Source organism: Micromonospora sp. WMMD1082 (assembly GCF_029626175.1).
In the GTDB taxonomy this organism is placed as follows: Bacteria; Actinomycetota; Actinomycetes; order Mycobacteriales; family Micromonosporaceae; genus Micromonospora.
In genome coordinates this window covers 3,124,542-3,145,532 of record NZ_JARUBM010000002.1, presented here as the reverse complement: position 1 = coordinate 3,145,532, position 20,991 = coordinate 3,124,542, and the positions used below count along the sequence as shown (strand labels likewise).

At 71.8% G+C, this 20,991-nt stretch carries 19 protein-coding genes; 18 read left to right on the top strand and 1 reads right to left on the bottom strand.

The genetic code is table 11. From position 1 onward, the window contains the following. Nucleotides 1–561 precede the first annotated feature (561 nt). Nucleotides 562–1,431, top strand: a complete 870-nt coding sequence (locus O7615_RS14440; RefSeq protein ID WP_278178062.1) for a hypothetical protein — start codon at nt 562–564, stop codon at nt 1,429–1,431. A 122-nt stretch (nt 1,432–1,553) separates the two neighbouring features. Here the strand turns inward: O7615_RS14440 and O7615_RS14435 are convergent, their stop codons facing one another. Continuing rightward, nucleotides 1,554–2,027: a hypothetical protein gene (locus O7615_RS14435; protein WP_278178060.1), complete on the bottom strand. Its 474-nt coding sequence runs from the start codon at nt 2,025–2,027 to the stop codon at nt 1,554–1,556. A 948-nt stretch (nt 2,028–2,975) separates the two neighbouring features. Between O7615_RS14435 and O7615_RS14430 the strand changes: the two genes are divergently transcribed. The 17 genes from O7615_RS14430 to O7615_RS14350 all read left to right on the top strand — a co-directional run bounded on the left by O7615_RS14430 (nt 2,976) and on the right by O7615_RS14350 (nt 20,873). After that, nucleotides 2,976–3,356, top strand: a complete 381-nt coding sequence (locus O7615_RS14430) for a pilin (RefSeq protein ID WP_278178058.1) — start codon at nt 2,976–2,978, stop codon at nt 3,354–3,356. Between the two features lie 5 nt (nt 3,357–3,361). Beyond that, a complete protein-coding gene (locus O7615_RS14425; protein WP_278178056.1) occupies nt 3,362–4,282 on the top strand; it encodes a hypothetical protein in 921 nt (306 codons plus the stop codon). Further along, nucleotides 4,279–5,238 (top strand): PrgI family protein, encoded by a 960-nt coding sequence (locus tag O7615_RS14420; protein ID WP_278178054.1) that lies wholly within the window; start codon nt 4,279–4,281, stop codon nt 5,236–5,238. The genes O7615_RS14425 and O7615_RS14420 overlap by 4 nt, the downstream gene beginning before the upstream one ends. After that, nucleotides 5,238–7,040: a conjugal transfer protein TraC gene (locus tag O7615_RS14415; protein ID WP_278178052.1), complete on the top strand. Its 1,803-nt coding sequence runs from the start codon at nt 5,238–5,240 to the stop codon at nt 7,038–7,040. Before O7615_RS14420 ends, O7615_RS14415 begins: the two co-directional genes overlap by 1 nt. A gap of 101 nt (nt 7,041–7,141) precedes the next feature. After that, nucleotides 7,142–9,625, top strand: coding sequence for a DUF87 domain-containing protein (locus O7615_RS14410; protein ID WP_278178050.1), 2,484 nt, complete (start codon nt 7,142–7,144; stop codon nt 9,623–9,625). A gap of 207 nt (nt 9,626–9,832) precedes the next feature. Further along, nucleotides 9,833–10,717 carry a replication-relaxation family protein gene (locus O7615_RS14405; RefSeq protein ID WP_278178048.1) on the top strand — a complete coding sequence of 295 codons (885 nt, stop codon included), beginning with the start codon at nt 9,833–9,835 and terminating at the stop codon, nt 10,715–10,717. 651 nt (nt 10,718–11,368) lie between these two features. Next, complete coding sequence (locus tag O7615_RS14400) at nt 11,369–12,214, top strand: hypothetical protein (protein ID WP_278178046.1); 846 nt, start codon at nt 11,369–11,371, stop codon at nt 12,212–12,214. 274 nt (nt 12,215–12,488) lie between these two features. After that, nucleotides 12,489–12,740 (top strand): hypothetical protein, encoded by a 252-nt coding sequence (locus O7615_RS14395; RefSeq protein ID WP_278178045.1) that lies wholly within the window; start codon nt 12,489–12,491, stop codon nt 12,738–12,740. Nucleotides 12,741–12,849: 109 nt separating this feature from the next. Beyond that, the gene (locus O7615_RS14390; RefSeq protein WP_278178043.1) at nt 12,850–13,431 is read left to right on the top strand and encodes a hypothetical protein; all 582 of its coding nucleotides are present in this window, start codon (nt 12,850–12,852) and stop codon (nt 13,429–13,431) included. Nucleotides 13,432–13,655: 224 nt separating this feature from the next. After that, nucleotides 13,656–14,807, top strand: coding sequence for an FAD-dependent monooxygenase (locus O7615_RS14385; protein ID WP_278178041.1), 1,152 nt, complete (start codon nt 13,656–13,658; stop codon nt 14,805–14,807). 281 nt (nt 14,808–15,088) lie between these two features. Then, the gene (locus tag O7615_RS14380; protein ID WP_278178040.1) at nt 15,089–15,721 is read left to right on the top strand and encodes a GGDEF domain-containing protein; all 633 of its coding nucleotides are present in this window, start codon (nt 15,089–15,091) and stop codon (nt 15,719–15,721) included. An 86-nt stretch (nt 15,722–15,807) separates the two neighbouring features. Beyond that, nucleotides 15,808–16,395: a hypothetical protein gene (locus tag O7615_RS14375; protein WP_278178038.1), complete on the top strand. Its 588-nt coding sequence runs from the start codon at nt 15,808–15,810 to the stop codon at nt 16,393–16,395. A 145-nt stretch (nt 16,396–16,540) separates the two neighbouring features. Beyond that, nucleotides 16,541–16,831 (top strand): hypothetical protein, encoded by a 291-nt coding sequence (locus tag O7615_RS14370; RefSeq protein ID WP_278178037.1) that lies wholly within the window; start codon nt 16,541–16,543, stop codon nt 16,829–16,831. Between the two features lie 195 nt (nt 16,832–17,026). Then, the gene (locus O7615_RS14365) at nt 17,027–18,115 is read left to right on the top strand and encodes a hypothetical protein (RefSeq protein ID WP_278178036.1); all 1,089 of its coding nucleotides are present in this window, start codon (nt 17,027–17,029) and stop codon (nt 18,113–18,115) included. 374 nt (nt 18,116–18,489) lie between these two features. Beyond that, nucleotides 18,490–18,831 (top strand): Lsr2 family protein, encoded by a 342-nt coding sequence (locus O7615_RS14360; RefSeq protein WP_278178035.1) that lies wholly within the window; start codon nt 18,490–18,492, stop codon nt 18,829–18,831. Next, nucleotides 18,831–19,490, top strand: coding sequence for a hypothetical protein (locus O7615_RS14355; RefSeq protein ID WP_278178034.1), 660 nt, complete (start codon nt 18,831–18,833; stop codon nt 19,488–19,490). Before O7615_RS14360 ends, O7615_RS14355 begins: the two co-directional genes overlap by 1 nt. A 294-nt stretch (nt 19,491–19,784) precedes the next feature. After that, nucleotides 19,785–20,873, top strand: coding sequence for a M23 family metallopeptidase (locus O7615_RS14350; protein WP_278178032.1), 1,089 nt, complete (start codon nt 19,785–19,787; stop codon nt 20,871–20,873). Nucleotides 20,874–20,991 lie beyond the last annotated feature (118 nt).

Here is a 20,991-nt window from a genome sequence, read left to right as displayed (position 1 = left end):
GCGGCCGGCCGGCGCGACCCGGCCGGTTCGCCCGGCGTCGCGGCCTCGACCGACTTCTTGGCGCCGGCTGCAGGTGGTGGAGCCGCGATCGATGACACTCACCTGTCAGCGGTCGGTACGGCGGCGGCTCCGGTCATCGACATTCCTCGCGGCCGGTGGTCGCCGGCCGCGACCGATGTCACCGACGCACCCCGCTGGTGCTGGTCGTGTCTGCCGCTGCTGACGCAGGCGGCACACCTGTGGCACGGTGCGCGCGTCAACGCCATCCGCCCGGCCGGGCCGTGACGCCCGGGCGCTCCGGTCCGGTCAGATGTCACTGCGCGGGGAAGTCGCCGACGCCGACGTGGCTGGCCGGATCTGACAGCGTGACACCCCTGTCAGATCCGGCCGACCGCTCGCCGGACACCGTCCAGGGCCGGCGCGGTCGAGCGAGCCCGCGCGGGCGCGGCGGTGACCTGCACTGTCAGGCCCGTGACAGACATCGGTGGCCTACTGCCGGCACGCACCTGCCGCTGCTGGTCGGCGGCATCCCGTTTGTCCACACCGTTGGGAGTCTCCGACATGTCCGCATCCGGCATCCCGGACTGGCCCGCTTCTCACCTCCACGCCGCCGACACGGCGTTCGTCGCGCTGACCCGCGACCCGGCGCCGCTGGCGCTCGACTGCGACAGCCTGTCCCGCAGCGCCGACCTCGGCCTGCCCGCCGGCACCGTCGCACTGCCCGCACTGCGCGACTGGCTGCTGCACCACCCGCGCGCCTACGCCGGCCGGGACGCGGTATGGCAGGAGCTCGTGCTGCGGGCGCGGCTGTACGGCAAGGAGTGGACGATCGCCGCGGTCGGCATGGCGATGCCCGCTCTCGTCCGCATCGCCGCACATCACTCCGCCGGCTACCGAGGCGACTCGACCGACATCGACAACGAGATCCTCACCGGATTCCTGGAAGCGGTGCGCGATCACGCCGACCTGACCCGGCCAGCGCTGTACGCGTCGTTGACCATGGCCGCGTGGCGCGCTGGACGGCGACTGCGCCTGGACAGCGAGCAAGCGGTGCCGATCGACGACATCGAACACGCTGTCGCCGGCTCCCTCGCCCCGATGGTGCCCTACGGCCACCCCGACCTGCTCGTCCACCGGGCCGTCACCCTGAACGTCATCAACGAGGTCGACATGCAGCCGTGGATCGAGGTCCGGCTCGGCCGCCGCGCCCCGGAACCCATCGCTACCCGCCTCGGCATCAGCACCGACGCGCTGCGGATGCGGCTCGCCCGCGCCGACGCCGACCTCGCGCGGGCCGTCACCGAGGGCACCCTCAGCGCCCTCACCCACACCGACCAGGCGGCAACGAAGGCCAAGCGGAGCGCGAGCATCCGCGCCGGCAAAGCGCCCCGGCGCAGCGCCCCGTCACCCGCGACGGCGGTCGACGGCTGAGGCACCCCCGACTCCACTGCCGGTGGGCCTGGGCGCGGCACCGCTGCCCCAGGCCCATCGCCATGTCCACCGTGAAGCCGGCACACGCCCGCCGCTCATGCCACCGCAGCGCAGCCAACACATCACGAGGCACCGACCTCGGGTAGCCGCACCGCCAGGTGACACCCCGCCACCGAGGGACATGCACTCGACTCACACGGCCTCGCGCCCGGGCGCAGCACCGCCGCGGTCACCGTTCGGATGGCGATGTCGAGCACCCCGGTCGCCTCCACCGGCCTGGTCGTGCCGTCGTCGAGCAGCACGGCCAGTGGTGTGGAGTCCATCTCCATCAGCTCACCTGGGGCGAACACCCCGAGGCCGGGACAACGGCGCCGACGGGGCCGCCGCCAAGCGGACGGTCCGGGCCGGGCCGAATCCGTCGTGTGCAGCCCGACGGCCAGCTTGTCCACCAGCCGATACGACGTCGCCGGCGACGGTATCGCCACCAGGCCGTGGTGGCGTTGCTCGAGGATCTGCCGCGGCCGCCCCCACACGTCACCGCCGGTGCGGGTCGAGTCGTCGGTGGCCCCCGTGACCGCCGCTCGTACCGCCTCCACGACCGGCGTGTCGGTCCGACCGAACCTCGACGGCCGCCGCAGCAGCCGCTGGTCGACCAGCGGCTGCTGCCCCGCCGACCTCGTAGCGCCGCGTGAAGGTCGGCACCGTCGCCGCGTGTCCGGCTGCCCGCAGTTCTGCGGCCTTGACCTGCCCCGCGCCGGTCACCATCGTGACCGCCGGGGTCAAAGCCATGCCTGGCCACCGCGCCGGCCGCAGCGTCCGGCGCCGAGCCGTGGATGACCTCCGACACCTGCCGCTCCCACCGCTGCCCCTTGAACATCGGAAACCCTCGCGCCGGCGTGACGCCCTCACACCGCACCCCGCCGCACCGCGCCAGCGGCTCACCGCGCACCACACCGTCCACGCCGACGAACTCGATCATGACATCGTCCGCGGCGACGACGCCGACAGCGGCGACGGAACCTGCGGCACCGCTCGCAGACCTGACAGACGAACGTCGGCACTGTCAGAAACCGCCTGACGGCACCCCTCCACAGGCAGCGGGATCACCTCGACTGAGCAAACCTCCCAGTCGGATCACCTCGACTGAGAAAACAGCAGGTCAGCTGAGAAAGAACAGCCGTAGCGGCCCCGCCTGTCAGACGTCGCGAGACGCCTGTCAGAGCGCTGCCAGATCGCCGAGTGTTCGTCACGTCTGACAAGCGCCGATTGGAGGGTGCGGGACCAAGGAGATCGACCAACAACGGTCACCCCGGTCCCGCCCGCCGTCGAGCACGGGTGGCCTTCTCCGTGCCGCCCCGGGTGCCGCGCCATCAGATGCGCTGACACCTCATCGATGACCGCACCCACCCACAAGGGAGGACGCGCTCCTCTCGGAGACGGTGCGGGCCGGTTCACCTCGTGCCCGGCGGCGGGTTCCCCGCCCGCCGACATTCGCCCGCCCTTCGCGCCGCTGGCGCCCAGGGCCGGGCGGGAGGTGACCCGCCATGCTCCAGATCCGCGCTATCACGCCCGGCAAGCGCCCGGGGTGGCGCCCCGTCGTTCACGCTCTCGCCGCCCTGGCGGCGGCGGTGTTGATCCTCGCCCCACCCGCCGCCGCATACGCCGCGCCGTCCGACGCTGTCTTCCTGGCGGCGAACAGTCTGCCCCGGGTCATCGAGAACATCCGGTCGCAGATCATGTTCCTGCTGTTCGGGATCGCCACGCTGTTCCTGGTCATCGCCGGGGTCTATTGGACGACCGCGGGCGGGGACCCCGGACAGGTCGACAAGGCCAAGGGCGCTCTGCGCAACGCGATGATCGGATACGGCCTAGCCGTCCTCGCGCCGATCCTGATGACCATCGTCCGCAACATCGTCGGCCAGTGAGTCCCATGAACACGGTCACAGCGTACTGGCTCGACAGGGCTCTCGAATGGCTGATCAGGGCGGTCCTGGCCTGCCTCGACGCGGTGTTCGGGCTGATCACGGACGTGCTGCTCACCACGCCGCAGGTCACCGGGCTGCCGCAGGTGCGGGCGATGACCGAACGGTCGGTCTGGATCGTCGACACCGTCTTCGTGATGATGTTCGTCGCCGCGGGGATCATGGTGATGGTCTCCGGCGGCGACGAACGCAGCCGGTACGCGGTCAAGGATCTCGTGCCGCGTCTGGTGGTCGGCTTCGTCGCCGCGCACTTCTCGGCCCTGTTCTGCCGGGAGTTGGTCAGCCTGTCCAACGCGGTGGCGGGCGCGGTCAGCGCGGACCGCTACGACGAGAACACCGCGTTCGCCGCCATTCGCCGCCATGTCGAAGCCGGCCGCGATCCACTCGCGCCGCTGCTGTTCCTCTTCCTCATCCTGGTCATCACGGTGCTGGTCGCGACGACGGCGGTGCAGTTCATCGGCCGGTTCGTCGCCCTGATCGTGATGACAGCGATCGCACCGCTGCCGTTGGCCTGCCACGCCATACCGGCGCTGGACGGCATCGCCCGCTTGTGGTGGCGGGCCTACCTGGGCTGTCTGGCCATACCCGCCGGGCAGGCGTTCACGCTGACGCTCGGGCAGTGGATGCTGCTCGATCCCGCCCACATGCTGCCCGTCCTTGGCATCGACGGCGATCCGGCCGGCGTGGCGAACCTGCTCGTCGTGATCGTCGTGCTGTGGACGACTGTCAAGATCCCCGGCCTCGTCGGCCGCTGGGTCGGCCAGAGCGGCGGCAACACCATCCTCGGCACGGTCGTCCGGGTTGCCGTGGTCAATCAGGTCTCCCGCGCCGTGCCCGGACTGCGCACCGTAGGAAGGACTGTCTCATGATCACCAATGACGTCGCCGACAGCATCGACCGGGCGCGGATGCCCGCCGACGTCGACGCGCCCGACAAGGTCGCCTACGGGCTGACCTGGCGGCAACTGGCGATCCTGGCCGTGGCCGCCGTGCTGTTCTACGGCGCGTGGAACGTGCTGCACACCGTGCTGCCGCCGCAGGCCATCGTCTTCGCCGGCGTGATCGTCGGCGGTGTCGTGTTCGGCCTCGTGGTCGCACGCCGCGACGGGCTGCCGATGGACGTGTGGCTGCTGCACGCCATCCGCCACACCCGCGCACCGAAGGCGCTGTCGAACTCCGACGAGACCGGCGGCGGTGTGCCCGACTGGATCGACCAGCCGAAGGCACGTGTGCCGCTGCCGGCTCCGCTGAGGCTGCCCGCCGACGCGATCGCCGACGACGGCGAGATCACCCTGGGCGGCGGGCGGGCGGCGGTCGTCGCGGCGACGAGCATCAACCTGGGCCTGCGCACCGCCGGCGAGCAGGCGGCCCTGATCGAGGGGTACGGCCGATGGTTGAACTCGCTGTCCACCCCGACGCAGGTCGTGGTGTCCGCTCAACCGGTCGACCTCGACTCCCACGCCCGGGCGGTCGCCGAGGCCGCCCGCACGCAGCCGCATCCCGCCCTGGAGGCGGCCTGCGCCGACCACGCGGCGTTCCTGGCCGACCTGGCGGCCCGCCGCGACCCGTTGCGGCGGCAGGTCCTCGTGGTCACCCGCGCTGCCCCTGGTGAGCAGGGCGGCCACGCCGCGCGTCGGCGCGCCGACGACGCCGCCCGGGCGTTGTCCGGTCTCGGGGTCACCGCCCGCGCGTTGGACGGCGCGGCCGTCACCGCGGCGCTGGTCGCCGCCGCCGATCCGTACCGACCCGCGCGGCCCGGCGGTCTGGCCGCCCCGGACACCGTGATCACCGTCCCGGCGGGCACCGCCACCAGGAAGGAGACGTGATGATGAAGAACTGGCGTACCAGAACACCGCGCCGCGGCGAATCGCCCGCGTCTCGCCGCTCGGCGGCGGGGCTCGCGGCCAGCGTCGCACCGGCCTCCGTGGAGGTGACGCCCCGCTGGCTGCGGGTGGGCGACGGCTACACCGCGACCCTGGTGGTCACCGGCTATCCCGCCGAGGTCGGGCGGGCCTGGCTGGAGCCGCTGCTGTCCTATCCCGGCCGGGTCGACGTCACGGTGCACATCGACCCGCTGCCCGCCCCGATCGCCGCCTCCCGGCTGCGCACCCAGCGGGCCCGGCTGGAATCCAGCCGCCGCGCCGACGCCGAGCGAGGCAAGCTCACCGACCCCTACACCGCCGCGGCCGCCCACGACGCGGCGGACCTGGCCGACCGCGTCGCCCGCGGCGCGGCCAAGCTGTTCCGCGTCGGCCTCTACGTGACCGTGCACGCGCGGTCGGAGGAGGAACTGCTGCAGGCCTGTGACCGGGTCAAGGCCGCCGCCGCGTCCACCCTGCTCGAGGTGCAGCCGGCGACCTGGCGGCAGCTCGCCGGCTGGACCACCACCCTGCCGCTGGCCACCGACGGACTGCGGATGCTGCGCACCATGGACACCCAGGCGCTGGCCGCCGCGTTCCCGCTCGCCAGCCCCGATCTACCGGCGCCGCTGCCCGGCGAGCCGGCGGCCAGCGGCGGGGTCCTCTACGGCATCAACCCCTCCGGCACCGGAGTGGTGTGGTGGGACCGCTTCGCCCAGGACAACTACAACCAAGTCGTGCTGGCCCGCAGCGGCGCAGGGAAAAGCTTCTTCGTGAAGCTGGAAACGCTACGCCAGCTCTACACCGGCGTCCGGGTGGCCATCGTTGACCCGGAGGACGAGTACCTGCGCCTCGCCAACGCAGTCGGCGGCACCGTGGTGCAGCTCGGCACGGCCGGTGTGAAGGTCAACCCTCTCGAACTGCCGGCCGATGACAGCCGCCCCGACGTGCTCACCCGCCGCGGCCTGTTCCTGCATACCCTCATCTGCGTCCTGGTCGGCCAGCTGCCACCCCCGGCCGAGCGGGCGGCCCTGGACCGGGCCATCCTCGCCGTCTACCGCGACGCCGGGATCACCGCCGACCCGCGCACCCACCGACGGCCCGCCCCACTGCTGCGCGACCTCACCGCCATCCTCGCCGCCGACCGCGACCCGGCCGCCACGCAGCTCGCCGCCCGCCTCTCACCCTGGGTCGCCGGATCGTTCAAAGACCTGTTCGACGGGCCCACCACCTCCCGACCCGACGGGCACCTGATCGTGTGGTCACTGCGGCACCTTCCCGACGAGCTCCGCACCGTCGGCATCCTGCTCGCCCTCGACTCCATCTGGCGGCAGGTCGACACCCCGCCCGCCAGCGGACCGCCACCGCGCCGACTCGTCGTCGTCGACGAGGCGTGGCAGCTCATGCGCGACGGCGAGGGCGCCAAGTTCCTGTTCCGCATGTCGAAAGCGGCCCGGAAACGAAACACCGGACTGACCGTGTCCACCCAGGACATCGCCGAGCTCCTCGGCACCGACCTCGGTCAGGCCGTGGTCGCCAACGCCGCCACACAAGTCCTGTTCCGGCAGGCACCGCAGGCCATCGACACCGTCGGCGACGCCTTCGGACTCACCGGCGGGGAACGGCGCCTGCTGCTCGCCGCCCGCCCCGGACAGGGCCTGCTGATCAGCGGCACCAACCGCACCGCGTTCGAGGCTATCTCCAGCGACACCGAACACGCCGCGGCGACCACCGATCCCGCCGACCTGATCACCGACATCGACACGTAGCACCACATTCCGCCAGCACGGCCACGGCGGTGGTGCCGCACCCGAAACCGGGCGCGGCACCACCGCCGTCGTCGTGTCCGCCCAACAAAGGACACCCTGTGATGATCCCGCTTCTTCCGGTGGCCTCGCCGCCCGAGACCGACCCCGTCGACCCGGACACCAGCATCGTGGAGCCACCGGTAACCCGCTGGGTTCTGGACGCCGCGGACTGGACCCTGCAACGACCCTGGCTCCTCGGTGTCGCCGCCTGCCTGCTCCTGGCCTGGATAGCCGCCCGCACCGTCGTCGCCGCCTGGCGCCACCGCCACCACACCGCCGGTGCCCGCCTGGTCACCATCGCACCGCCGCCGCTGGTCGACGAGTCCAGCGCCGCCGCCCTGTGGGCGAACCTCGCCGGCATCCTCACCCCCTCGCGCCACCGCCGGCTGATCTTCGGCACCCCGCACGTCACCTGGCAGTACACCTGGACCGGCCGGCACCTCCTCATCTCCCTGTGGGTACCCGGCACCGTGCCGCAGGGCGCCGTCGAAGCCGCCGTCCGCGCGGCCTGGCCCGGCGCCGCCACCACTACCGAACCCGCCCGCGACCCCGTACCCGCCGACCTGGCGGCGGTGGGCGGTCACCTGCTGCCCGTGGCCCCCGAGTGGCTTCCCCTGCAAAGCGACCACGACGCCGATCCGCTGCGTGCCCTGATGGCCGCCGGAGCCCAACTACACGACCGCGAGTACGCCTGCGTGCAGATCCTCGCCCGGCCGGCCGCACCCCGCCGCGCCGGGCGGGCACGGCGCGCCGCCGGGCGGCTACGGCAGGGCAAGGCCGCCGCCCCGTCGATCAACCCCGCCGCGCCGGTCGCCGCGCTGCTCGACCTCCTTCTGCCCGGTCCCACCCGCGGGCACACCGGCGTGCCCGCCGCACGCCGCGACCCGACGCTCGACCGTGACGTGCGCGCGATCCTCGACAAGACCGCCCACCAGCTGTGGGAGACGGGTGTGCGCTACGCCGTGGCCGGCCACGTCCACCGCGACGGCACCCGCCCCCGCCACCGGCTGCGCGGCGTCGCCGACGCGATCGCCTCATCGTTCGCCGTCTACGCCGGCCGTAACCGGCTCGCCCACCGCTCCCGCATGCCCCGCCCCGTCGCCGTGCTCGCCGCCCGTCGTCTCGGCGCCGGGTTCCTCACCAGCGCACCGGAACTCGCCGCGATGGCCGCGCTGCCCCGCGATCTCGCGGTACCCGGCCTTGACCGCGCCCGCGCCAAGTCGATGCCGGTCCCCGTCGCCGTGCCCAGCGGGGGGCGCAACCGCAAGGTCCTCGGCGAGGCCGAAGTCGGCGGCCATGCGGTCGCCCTGTCCGTGCCCGACGCCCGCTACCACACCCACATGGTCGGCCAGACGGGCTCCGGCAAGACCACCCTGCTTGCCAATCTGATCATCGACGACATCACCGCCGGACGCGGCACCATCGTGCTCGACCCGCACGGCGACCTCGTCCTCGACGTGCTCGACCGGCTGCCCGCCAGCGTGGCCGACCGGGTCGTGCTGTTCGACCCCGCCCAGCCGAACCCGCCGGCGCTGAACCCCCTCGAGGGCGACGACCCCGACCTGGTTGTCGACAACCTCGTCTCGATCTTCGGGAGCATCTTCTCCAAGGCGTGGGGGCCGCGGATGGACGACGTCATGCGGGTGTCCTGCCTGACCCTGCTGCGGCACGCCAACGTCACCCTGCAACACATTCCGCCGCTGCTCAACAGCGCCCAGTTCCGGTCGGCGATGACCGTCGACCTCGACGACCCGGACGGGCTGCACGGCTTTTGGCAGTGGTTCGACGAGCTGTCCCCGGCGCTGCGCTCGCAGATCATCGGCCCCGTGCTCGCCCGGCTCCGGGCGTTCCTGTTGCGGGATTTCGTGCGCCGCACGATGCGCTTCCCCAAGTCGAGCTTCGACATGGGCAAGATCCTCGACGGCGGGGTCCTGCTGGTGCGCATCCCCAAGGGCGAACTGGGCGAGGACACCAGCCGGCTGCTCGGCTCGCTGATCCTAGCCCGGGTCTGGCAGGCGGCCACCGCCCGCGCCAGCGTGCCGGCCGAGCGCCGCAAGGACTGCTCCATCTATCTCGACGAGGCGCAGAACTTCCTCACCCTCGCGGCCAGCCTGGACACGATGCTCGCCGAGGCCCGCAAGTACCGCCTCGCGATGACCCTGGCCCACCAGGATCTCGCACAGTTCCCTCGCGAGTTGCTCGCCGCGATCTCCGCCAACGCCCGCAACAAGATCTTCTTCTCGGTGGCGCCGGAGGACGCCCGCGTCCTGGCCCGCCACACCCTGCCCGAACTCGACGAACACGACCTGACCCACCTCGACGTCTACACCGCGGTCGCCCGCCTGCTCGTCGATGGCCGGCAGGCACCCGCGTTCACCATGCGGACCCGCCGGCCACGGCCGGTGATCGGCGAGGCCACCGCGATCCGACAGCGGGTATCCGAAGCGGTACCCGCCCAGAATGCCTCGGCGGTCGATGCCCTGGTCAAGCAGTACAGCCAGAAGCCCGACGACCGCCGCCGCAGGAACGACACCAAGCAGCCCTGAGGAATCTGTCAGCAGCGAGTCGTCGGCTTCCGTAGCCCGATCCGCTGGGAGATCCACCACCCCTTCCACCCCGATCACCTGCATCCGCTGACAGATCAGCGATGCCGGGCTGTTCCCGCCGCACAGCGGCGTGTCAGACGGCCACTGTGGTCGAACCCCACTCAGACACCCTCCGAATGGAGGGCATCGTTCTCCCCAGGAGATCCCATGTCCCGGCGTCCTCTACCGCCTCGTACCGCCAAGTCCGACCCCTTCCATTTCACCCGCTACCTGACGCGTCGTGACCGGCGTCTGCTGTCCTGGCTCGCGGAGCACTATCTGCTGTCCACCGGCCAGGTCACCAAGGCGCTGTTCCCCTCCGGCCGCAGCGCCCGCCTGCGGCTGACCCGGCTACACCGCCTGGAGGTCCTCGACCGTTTCGTCGACGATGAGTCCGCCGAGTCGTCGCAGTACCTGTACGCCCTCGGGCCGAAAGGCTTCACGATCAACCGCGACGCCTACCACGATCCCGACAATCCGACGGCCACACCGGCGCGCAGCAGTCGCGAACGCGGCAACCGCATCGTCGGTAGCAGGAAGCTGCAGCACCTGCTCGGCGTGAACGACTTCTTCTGCGACCTGCTCGCCCACGCCCGCACCAACCCGCAGGCGCGGCTTCGGCGCTGGTGGTCCGAACAGCACGCCACCGACGCCTACGGCGCCGCCGGCGTCCAACCCGACGGCCACGGAGTCTGGACCGTCGGCGACACCACGGTCGGGTTCTTCCTGGAACACGACCGCAACACCGAGCCCCTCGGCACCGTGCTGCGCAAACTCCGCGGCTACGAGCGGGTGACCGAGTTCGGACCGACCTACCCGCTCCTGCTGTGGGTGCCCGGCCGAGGACGCGAACGCCACCTGCTCGACGCCCTCGCCGGTGTGGACACCGCCATGCCAGTGGCCACCGGCGTACACGGCACCGACCCGGCAGGCCCGGTATGGACCCTGGCCAGCGACCCCGGCCGCCCTCGTCACCTGCACGAGCTGCCCAGCGACCACGGCCCCTACACGGCCACCAACTCCAGCCGATTCATCCAACCCGACGACGCGTAGGCGGGCTTCACTGACCCGCCGGCCCGCTCACAGCCACTCACCCCGAGGGGTCAACACCACTGTGGGCGGGCCCGCCGCTCCCACCAGAGCCGCTGGCGTCGGCCGATGATCCTCCCACGTCTGCAGGCCGGCCCGCAGACGTGGACCGGCGTGCCCGCGCCACCCGGCCGGAGAACCCACACCGCCACCGGCGCGGCGTCGACGGTACGGGCACGGCGCCCCACAGGCGGCTACACACCGCAGCTGTCACGTCACACAGAATCGCTGTCAGGTGAAGGGGATCTGACAAGGGCATCACCCGACGTCCTTGTCAGATCCCGTGCCTCTGACAGCGCAGGTCAGCGGCTCCTGCGCGCACGTCGGCCCGTCCGGCGCTGACAGATCAGGCCGCTACCGTTCACGGCACCACAACAACCCACATATATCTCCACCCCGCAGGTCCCACCTCGGACCACCTCGCCGCATCCCGGCATCTGACGCCCACCCGCCCTCACCGGCCGGTCGGCCCACACGCCGCGCGACGAGCCCCGACGGTCGCATCTGCCACCACGCACCAACCCACATCCCCCGCGGCCGAACCACGAACCCAGTGGCTCGGCCACCTCCGCGTGCCCGCACATCGCACGCCCCGACCTCAGAGGAGGCACCCCCATGCCCAACAACCCGGCCCGCAACGCCACCAAGGCCACCCCGGCCAAAGCCGCCAAGGCCACCCCAACCAAGGCCGCCAAGGCCACCCCGGCCAAGGCCGCCGCGGCGAAGACCGCTTCGCCGACCCCGGCAGCTACGGCTGTCCCGGTCGCGACGATCCTTCCGCGCGCGAACGCTGGCACCATGATCGTCTGCGTTCCTGATGACCTGCACCAGGTGCTGACCAGCACCCGGCAGCTCGAACGTCACTTCGGCGTCTCGGGCACCAGCTGCCCCCGGTACTGGGCCTCTCCGGCCCTGCGCCTGTGGCAGCGCCGGCAGCTCATCGACCTACGCGCCAAGACGGCCGGGCCCCGGCACTGCGCCGGCGGGCCCATCCGCCTGCTCGACCTGGACGGCATGCGTCACGGCGCCTACGTCGGCGCGAGCCTGCGCCACGCACAGTGGTCCGGCGTCGTGGCCGGAACGCCGCACGCCACCCCGTGGCCGGTCTTTTTGCAGAAGCACCTGAACGACCCGTCGGGTTACCCGATGGACACCGCGACCCATGAGTTTCACCGGCAGCCGCGGGTGAAGGCCATGCGCATGCACAACGCGGCCACGTACGGCCCGAGGTTCGATGTCGGTGACCTGGAGATCTTCCAGTCAGGCCCTAGCGCCTACGCCAGCTACCACGCCCTGTGGGCCGTGTGCACGGATGCCTTCCTCACCGCGGACGGCAGGCGGCTGGAATCGGCCAGCGCGCACTTCGCTGACCGGATCACCTACCTCGAGCGGACGCGACGCTACCTGGAGTCGCTCGACGGGTCTCAGCGGCTGCTCGCCGTCACCCTGCACCAGAACTGACCGCAGGCCGGTCGGGCCGCAGCGCGAACCCCTGTACCCGAAGGGGTGCCTCGCCGCGACCCGACCGGTCCCGCCCTCGGGCGGAGCCCGTCAACACCGTCAACCCCGCGATGATCGGAGGAACCCGATGCTGCAGGTCGTCAACCTGACGCCGCACCCTGTCCGAATCTACCCGCCAGACACTCCGGATTACATCGCTCCGGACAGCGTCGCACCGCTGCGCGTTATCGCATCATCCCCGCAGCACGAACCGGCGAGGTTGGGACAGCACGTCGTGGGACCTGACGACCTCGACATCGGTGTTCCCGTCGAGCGAGTCGCCTTCGGCGCGGCCGACCACAGCGGTCCACCGCTACCGCCGCCAGCTGCGGACACCTACTACCTGGTGTCCCTGGTCGTCGGCCTGGCCGCCGACGACCGCGACGACCTGCTGGTCTGCCACCGGACCGTCCGAGACCTGGACGGCTCGATCATCGGCGTCCGCATGCTCGCACGTCCGCATCGCGGCAACCCGCATCACCGCTGACCGCACACCCGTCAGCCGGAACCGGTCGGGCACCCGCCGTCCCTGCACCCAGGGGATCAGCTGCTGCCCGGCCGGCTCCACCCCCTCCCTGCCCACGAGAGGAATCCTCATGCCCGCACGACTCTGGTTTCACCTGCAGACAGTGCAACGCCTGGCCACACTGGCAGCCACCGCGCGCTGCCGGGTCGACGTCGACAGCACCGTCGCCGCCGACGTGCCGCCCGCGCTGCATCTGATGCGGGAAAAGGACACCGACCGCCTGTACATCGACGGGAACTTCCACCCGAGCCTGACCGCAGCACTCGACATCAACGCGGAACCGTTCCGCAGAACTCGCCGTCGCCGCTACGTGCACGGCATCACCTGGACGCAGTGGCTCGGCGGACCCCTGCGTCGGCACCGTCCGGTACAGGCGCGCGTGCCGCTGACGCGTGAGCGCCATGGCGGCGGGCTCGTCGACCTGCTTCGCGCCGGTCACACCGCCGGCTTCGACATGCTCACCATCGACGTCCAGCCCGACGGCGACCTGCGAGTGGCCGTCGCCCGCCGTCGCCCCCGCACCTCGCTGGGGCGCCGGGCGCCCCGGGCCGGGGCATCGCCGAGCGCCCCGGCCGCGCAAGCGCCGCCCTATACCTCTTCCTACCCGAAGCGCCAACGCCAGTCGCCGCCAGCCGCGACGACGCCGAGCTGAGCACTCCTCGCGCCGGCAGGCGCCGCCCGCATCCTCCTCGGGCCTTCGCGCCTGACCCCTGCACACCCGCTGCGGCGGCCATCTGACCCCGCCAGCGTGACGCCGCCACCCGACCGCACTCGCACGACCTGGCCGTTGCCCGGCCACCGCGTATCCGCGCACCCCGGGCACGGCCGACAGGCCGCGCCCGGGATTCCCCATCGTTCTCGCAGAAGGGAAACCCCATGCACGCGACCTTCACCCCCGCCGTCGCCGGCCCCCGGCCCAGACCGCTGGCCGTCGCCGTAGTCGGCGGCAGCCTCACCGGTCCCGTCGCCGCCCTGCTGTTGCTGCAGGCCGGCTTCGACGTCACCGTCTACGAGGCCACGCCCACGTCGACGCCACTGGGCGGCGGCCTCATCGCCCTGGAACACGCGGCGCTCGACGTGCTCGACCGGCTCGGCATCGACCAGCACGAGTTCGTCACCCACGACTCGGAGACGATCCTGCAGATCGCTATCCGCGACCGCCAGCCTGCCCACACCGTGCGCCGCACATACCCCGGCCGCAACACCACCTGGACTCTGCTGCACCGGGCGCTGACTGCCCGCGTCCCGGCGGGTGTCCTCCGCACCGGAATGCGTGTCACCGGCCTGAGCGCGCACACGGGCCGACCCACCCTCTGGTTCTCCGACGCCGGCAGCACCTCGGCCGACCTGGTCGTGTTCGCCGACGGGCGCTCCTCCACCGGCCGCCACCTGCTGGATCCCGATCGGGCGCTGCGCTACGCCGGCTACGTCGCCCACCGCGGTATCACCACCGGCGTGCCGCAGCCCGACCTGCGGGACTTCCTCCGCCTTGACCCGTGTCCCGGAGCCCAGTTCAACGTCGCGCCGGTGCCCGGCGGCTGCGACTGGACGTTCTACCTCGGCTGCACCGCGCAGGAGTACCGCCAGCACTTCGGCGCCAGTCCGCGCCGGCGGCTGTTCGCCCTGCCGCAGCATGTCAGCCCAGCTGCCCGCGCCCACGTCGACAGCCGCGCCGCTGAGCTCCTCCCGGGCGATCACGCGGCCATCGTGCGGGCCACCGAGAACCGGATGGCCGTGCCCGTGCTCGACATCGAACCGCCCACCCGCATGGTGTGGCCGGTCGGCGACGGCCACGCCGTCCTGCTCGGCGACGCCCTCGCCCCGGTCCGCCCGCACACAGCCCGAGGCGCCAACAACGGCATCGAGCAGGCCGCCGGCCTCACCGCCGCCCTCACTCAGCACCACAAGTACGACGCCGACCTGGGCGCGGCGCTGCGCGGCTGGCAACGCCGGCACCTCCCCGCCGCGATCGCCGCCGTACAGCAGGGGCCCGCCATCGGCAACCGCATCGGCCTCGGGACCACATAGAGGAACGCCACGTCTCGACATGGGCAGCAGTGCGGTAGCTGGGGCGATGACGGCACCGGAGCCGGGCGAAGAAGGCCAGCGCCGGAGCGGTCGTCAACACGGCCACCACGCTCGCCGCGGACAAGCCTGGCCGTGCAGACCCGTCGAGCAGCCCGCCACCTACCAGCTGGCCCCCACCACCAACCAGTAACCCCGTCAGGTAGCCCGGGGGAGGGCGTCCACGTTTCGCCGCGTTACACGCCCGCCCCCGGTGCTCCTTCACATCCAAGGAGCGTCACCGATTGTCTTCCATCCTGCACGCAATCGCTAGCAACGTCGGCTGGATCCTCGTCGGCATCGCCCTGTCCGGGCCCCTGCTCTGGCGTCAACAACGGATGATCCACGAGTACCGCTACCAGGCCCACTACGACGACATCACCGGCTTGCCGAACCGGTGGCTGTTCCTGACCCGGCTGCACGCCATGCTCGCCGCCGACACGCCGGTCGGGGTGGTACTGCTCGACCTCGATCGCTTCAAGGCCGTCAACGACACCTTCGGCCACGAGTGCGGCAACGACCTGCTCCACCAGATCGGTCGACGGCTGGCCACCCTGCCCACACCGGTGGCCGTAGCCGCCCGGCTCTCCGGCGACGAGTTCGCCCTGCTGGTACGGGGCACCGACGAGGACACCAAGGCCGCCGCCCACGCCGCGTGGCAGATCATCTCCGCCACACCGATGCAGCTGGTCAACAGCAAGATCACCGTGCTCGCGTCGGTCGGCTTCACCCATACGGGCCGTCGCGGCGCCAGCGCCCGCCAGCTGCTGCAAGAAGCCGACGATGCGATGTACACGGCGAAAAAGGAGGGCGGGGTGAGCCGGTACGACCCGTTCGCTCCGCCCCGCGGACGCAGCCGCGACCGGCACGCCCGCTGACCGAATATCACCCGAGGGGCCTCGCAGCCATGGCTGCGAGGCCCCTTTGCCGTCCCCTTGTTCAGCCTCAACGATGCGGAGACCTGATGTTGTCCTTCAACGACGTACACGCCCTCACCGGCTGCCTCCTCACCGCCGAAACCGACACCCACGCGTACGGCTGGCACCAGTCCCCGACGCTGCTGCTCATCCACCACCAGCCCCGCACCGGCGCCAGCACGCTCGTGGTGGACAGCGTGGCGTTGCCGCTGCACCGCGACGATGCGGCCACCGACCCTGCCGGCCTTCCTAACCTGCTGCACCGCCTAGCCGCCGATCTCGACACCCCCGACACGCGCTCGCCGTACCAGGTCACGTTCCGCACCGTCGTCGCGCAGATCCGCGTGGCCGAGCCCGACACCGCGCTGCTGGCCTGGGCCATCTGCTACGAGGACATTCCCACCGTCGACCACCCGCGTCCGGTCCGCCGTCTCGACGCCGTCGACACCGATCGGCGCCTCTACCAAGTCAATCGGGTCCGGGGTGAGGACCACGCCCAGGTTGACGTCGACGACACCCCCGAGCCCGGCGACGCCCCTGCCACCTACGCCGGCCTGACTGCCCTGCTAACGGCGACCTTGCGTCCCACCGCCACCTCGAAACCCCCGCTCGCCGGGACAAGCGACCAGTCCTGACGGCGACGCCCGAGGGCATCCCCGCGAGCAAACGCCGGTGAACGTCAGACATTCACACCGCCCTGCGGCCTGACGCCCATCGACCCATCTCCCACAGCGCCAGCTCCACCGCCACGCCCGAGCCCCCTTCTACTAAGGAAAGCCGATGACATCCGACAAGACACACGACAACACCTCCGATCACACCGACGAGGCAGAGCTGGCCGTCGGTCAGATCGTCACCGTCACCACATCGGACGACGTGGCCGCCGAACTCGGCAACTACCTACACATCGTCACCGACGTATTCGGCGACCCCGTGATCGCCATCGCGCGTATGGGCGGGGAAGACGGATTCGGGTGGACCGTGCCGCGCGACCGTCTGCACCGGGTGGCACCAGAACGGCTGATCCGGGTCATCGCTGCCGACGGCGGCACCGCGTACATCGCCGGCTAGCTAGCCGGCCCGCCACGGCGGCGACCAGGGCCCACGGCGATCTGCCCGAGGCCGGAGATCGCCCTGGGCCCCGCACGCTGCCCGTCTCCCGGCTGCCGCACCCGCCCGAGGAGATGCGACGGCCTCACCACGTCACGGCGGTCGGCGACAACCCGCGTCTGCCGACCTCTGCCCCACTTGAGAAAGGACCCCTTGATGATCCAGCTGACGATGTGCGGCAGCTGTCGCACGCCCGTGGTCGACCAGCCCTACGAGAAATGGACCAACGCCGCGTCCACCGGCCAGTCGCGCCTGCGGCACGTTGCGGACGACACGCCCATCTGCCGTAACGCGCACGGTCGCCCCGCCGAGGTGGTGTTCATCGAGGACGCCATGCCGGCCGATCCGGCGGCGTCTCCCTGGCTCGCGGCGATGAGCGAACTCTTCGCCCTCGACGGCCCCTACGACCCCGGCCGTATGGCAAGCGCGGTCGACGCGGCCGAACATCTCCACCACTGGCTGCGCATCGTGACCGGACCCGCCAGCGCCCCGGTCGCCCTCGTCAACCCATCCGCCACCGCCTTCCTGATCGGCCACGTCTACCGCACCTCGCAACTGCTCGCTCAGGTGCAGGCACAAGCCGGGGACCACGCCGTCGAGTACGTCCGCCACCGAGGCTTCACCGGCGACACCTCGACGCAGGTCTCACCCGACTCCATCAACGCGGCGCGGCGCCTGCGCGTCCTGCTGTTCGATGCCGCGGACCTCACATTCGAGTCGGCCCGACACTCGGGCGCCGCCTGGGCCCACGTCCGCGAGATGGCCGCCGGCACCGACGACGCCAACCGACCGCGGCCGGCCAGTGGCCGCATCACACACGACGCGCCCGACACGGCCCCGCTATCCGCGGCGCACCTGGCCGAGCAGATCGGTCGGGCCTTCGCCGACGAGGCAACCTTCAGCCCCGAACAGACGCGCGATGCCTGCCGGGCCATCGGTACCCTGGCCAGCTACCTCGCCAACTGCCTGGGCGCAGCGCGGACCGCCGCGATCGCCTCATCGGGGGACCTCGCCGCCGTCGCCACCTCGCTGACCTACCTGACACACACCCTGCACGGTGGGCTCAAGCGCCTGGCCGACAGCCCACCGGGCAGCGAAAGTGACGGGCTCGGCGACACCGCCGCGCACGACATGCGGGCCCTTCTCCACGACGCCGCCGAGTACTTGCTGTCCGCCACGGCCCGCCTCGCCGCCCTCGCCAACATCGCCGGCGACCCCGGCACCGACCCCGAGCCGCCCTGGTGACCTGGCGCCGGCCGCGCACCGAGCCAGCCGCCAGCGCCTCCCGCAAGGTACACCGAACGCCGCGGCCACAGTATCCGCGACGCCCAGACCCTGGCCCGGGGAACGGCCGGCCGAGGCTGCCCCACAGAACCCTACGAGCCCAGCCCCTCCCACAACACCAGCGGCACGCACCGGCCGGCCGCCCCTGGCCAACGTCCCGGCCCACCGGACGGCGCCATCGCCGTCGTCACTGGTAACCGGAACCGATCCCACGCCACAGCCCCGAGCGGAGCACACCTGCTGCCGCCGGACCGCGCCGACCTCACCACCACTACCCCGCAGCCCTCCCGGGCGTCGGGGGCCTTCGCCATGCCCGACAAGGAAAGGAAGCAACAGTGGCAACGAAGACGATCGTCGTGATCAGCGACGACATCGACCACAGCACCGACGACGTACACACGCTCCGATTCGTCCTCGACGGCGTCGAGTACGAGATCGATCTCGCTCCGCACAACCTCGCCACGATGCGGAAGAACCTCGCCCCGTACGTCGCGGCGGGGCGCCGGCTTGGCAAGCACACCGCTGCCCGGCCCCGGGTCGCCCCGAGCCGGGACCACCACCCCGGTACCCCGCCGCGCCAGCAACCGCTGCCCCGCCGAGGCCACAGCCGCATGGTCCAGGCAGTCCGGGATCCGTTCGCTGCGGGCCTACCGGCCGCAGACCAGGGTCACCGCTGATGCGACACCGTCTGTTCGCGGTACTCGTACCCGCCAAGGCCACTGCGATCATCGACGCCCACCTGGCCCGGACGCTGATGCCCCTGTTGAGGGCGCACACCATCACCGGGTACCGGCTCGGCGGGCAGATGACCGGGGCGTGGGATCCCGGCTACGAGCCCACCGCCGACCCGAACAACTGGGCCGTGTGCCAGGCATGCGACGGCACCGCCAGCCACGACGGCGCCGCATGCCCCGACTGCGCCGACGCCGCCCCGAACGGACGGCGGCCGGGCACCGTAGCTGTCCTCGACCCCACGAGATGGGTGCGGCATCCCGGCGACATCGTGCGGCTGCCGCGGCTACTCGCGCCGGACTGGCGGTTTCCGCCAGGCAGCACACCGACCGCCTGGGTCGACCCCGCCGGCGTGGTATGGCTCCGGACGACCGACGAAGACGTACCCGCCGGAGAGGACACCGGCGCAACTCCGCCGCTCCTGCGGCAGGTACTTCGTGACCTGCGCAGCAGGCGCCGCGACGTAGAACCCGCACCACCCTCGCCACGGCGCAGACCTACCGCCGCCGACATGGCGGCGCCCTGGCGGCCCCCGCGGCACCCGCCGCGGGACCCGTTCAAGCCGTCGGCCTGGGCGGTGGCGGTGGTCGACGCCCACTGCTGACCACCCGCACCGTGAGGGCGCCGCCCGGCGCACACGCCGGCCGGCGCCCTCGACCACCCCGGCCGGCCAGGGCGGCCGCCTCTCAACTGGCCATCCGCTCCTGACGAGCAAGGCATCACCGCCTCGACGCAGCGGCGACGCCACCGGGGTGGCCCCGGCGCCGTGATCGCGGGTGCCCAGACCCCGCCGCACGCCGCCCACCACCGACCGTGGCGGGCGGCGTCGCACGCACCCACCCACTCGCCTCCAGCGATCGGGCACTGCCCCGCGTCGACACATCCACCGGGAGACACCATGAAGAGCCGCTCGCTGATACCCGTCGTCGTCGCCGTGGCCGCCGTGCCCGTGCTCTGCCTGGGTGGACTGGGCGGACTGCTCGGCGGCGCCGCCGCCGAAGCATGCCTGCCCTTCGACGCACCGCCGGCGACCCCCATCGCCTCACCGTCGACGCCGCCCCACGCCTGGCCGGCCACCGAACAGTGGACCGCAGAGCAGGTCACCAACGCGGCAGCGATCATCACCACCGGCGCCCAACTCGCCGTACCCGCCCGAGGCTGGGTCATCGCGGTCGCCACCGCCATGCAGGAAAGCAGCCTGCAGAACCTGGCCGGCGGGGACCGTGACTCCGTCGGGCTGTTCCAGCAGCGCCCCAGCCAAGGCTGGGGCAGCCCCGCCCAACTCCGGGATCCGATCTACGCCAGCACGAAGTTCTACCAGGCGCTGTTGCGCATCGACGGCTGGCAGGCGATGCCGCTGGCCGAGGCCGCTCAGGCCGTGCAGATCTCCGCCTACCCCGACGCCTACGCCAAGTGGGAGGGCCCCGCCACCGAACTCGTCACCGCGCTCGCCGAACCCACCGGCCTACCCACAGACGGGCTGGCCCGGTGCGGCGCGACCGGCCCGTGGACCCAACCCGTCCTCGCCCCGGTCGGCAGCGGATTCCGTACGCCCCAGCGGCCGAGCCACGACGGCGTCGACCTCAGCGTCCCCCGGGGCACCATCATCCGCGCCGCGTCCACCGGCATCGTCCGCACCGTCGCCTGCAACGCCGTCTACCAGAACAGCCGCGCCGACTGGGGCTGCCACCGCGACGGGCACCCCGACCTGACAGCCGGCTGCGGGTGGTACGTCGACATCGACCACGACGGCGGAGTCATGACCCGCTACTGCCACATGGACCAGCCCCCGAACGTCTCGGTCGGCCAACAGGTCACGGTCGGCCAGCCCATCGGCGTTGCCGGCTCCACCGGCCGCTCCAGCGGACCGCACCTGCACTTCGAAGTGCACGTCCACCCCAGCGGCCCGATTGACCCGGTGCCCTTCATGGCCGCACAGGCCGCGCCGCTGGGCGCGACCGGGCGTTCAGCAGCCGCATTCAACTAATCCGAATAAGCAGGCTAACCCAACAAAATCCGGAAAGGACAGCGATGGCATCGGAGAGCGATTCCCTAGACCGATACGACAATCCACTCCGATCCGTTCGCCGCGCTGGTGCGTGAAC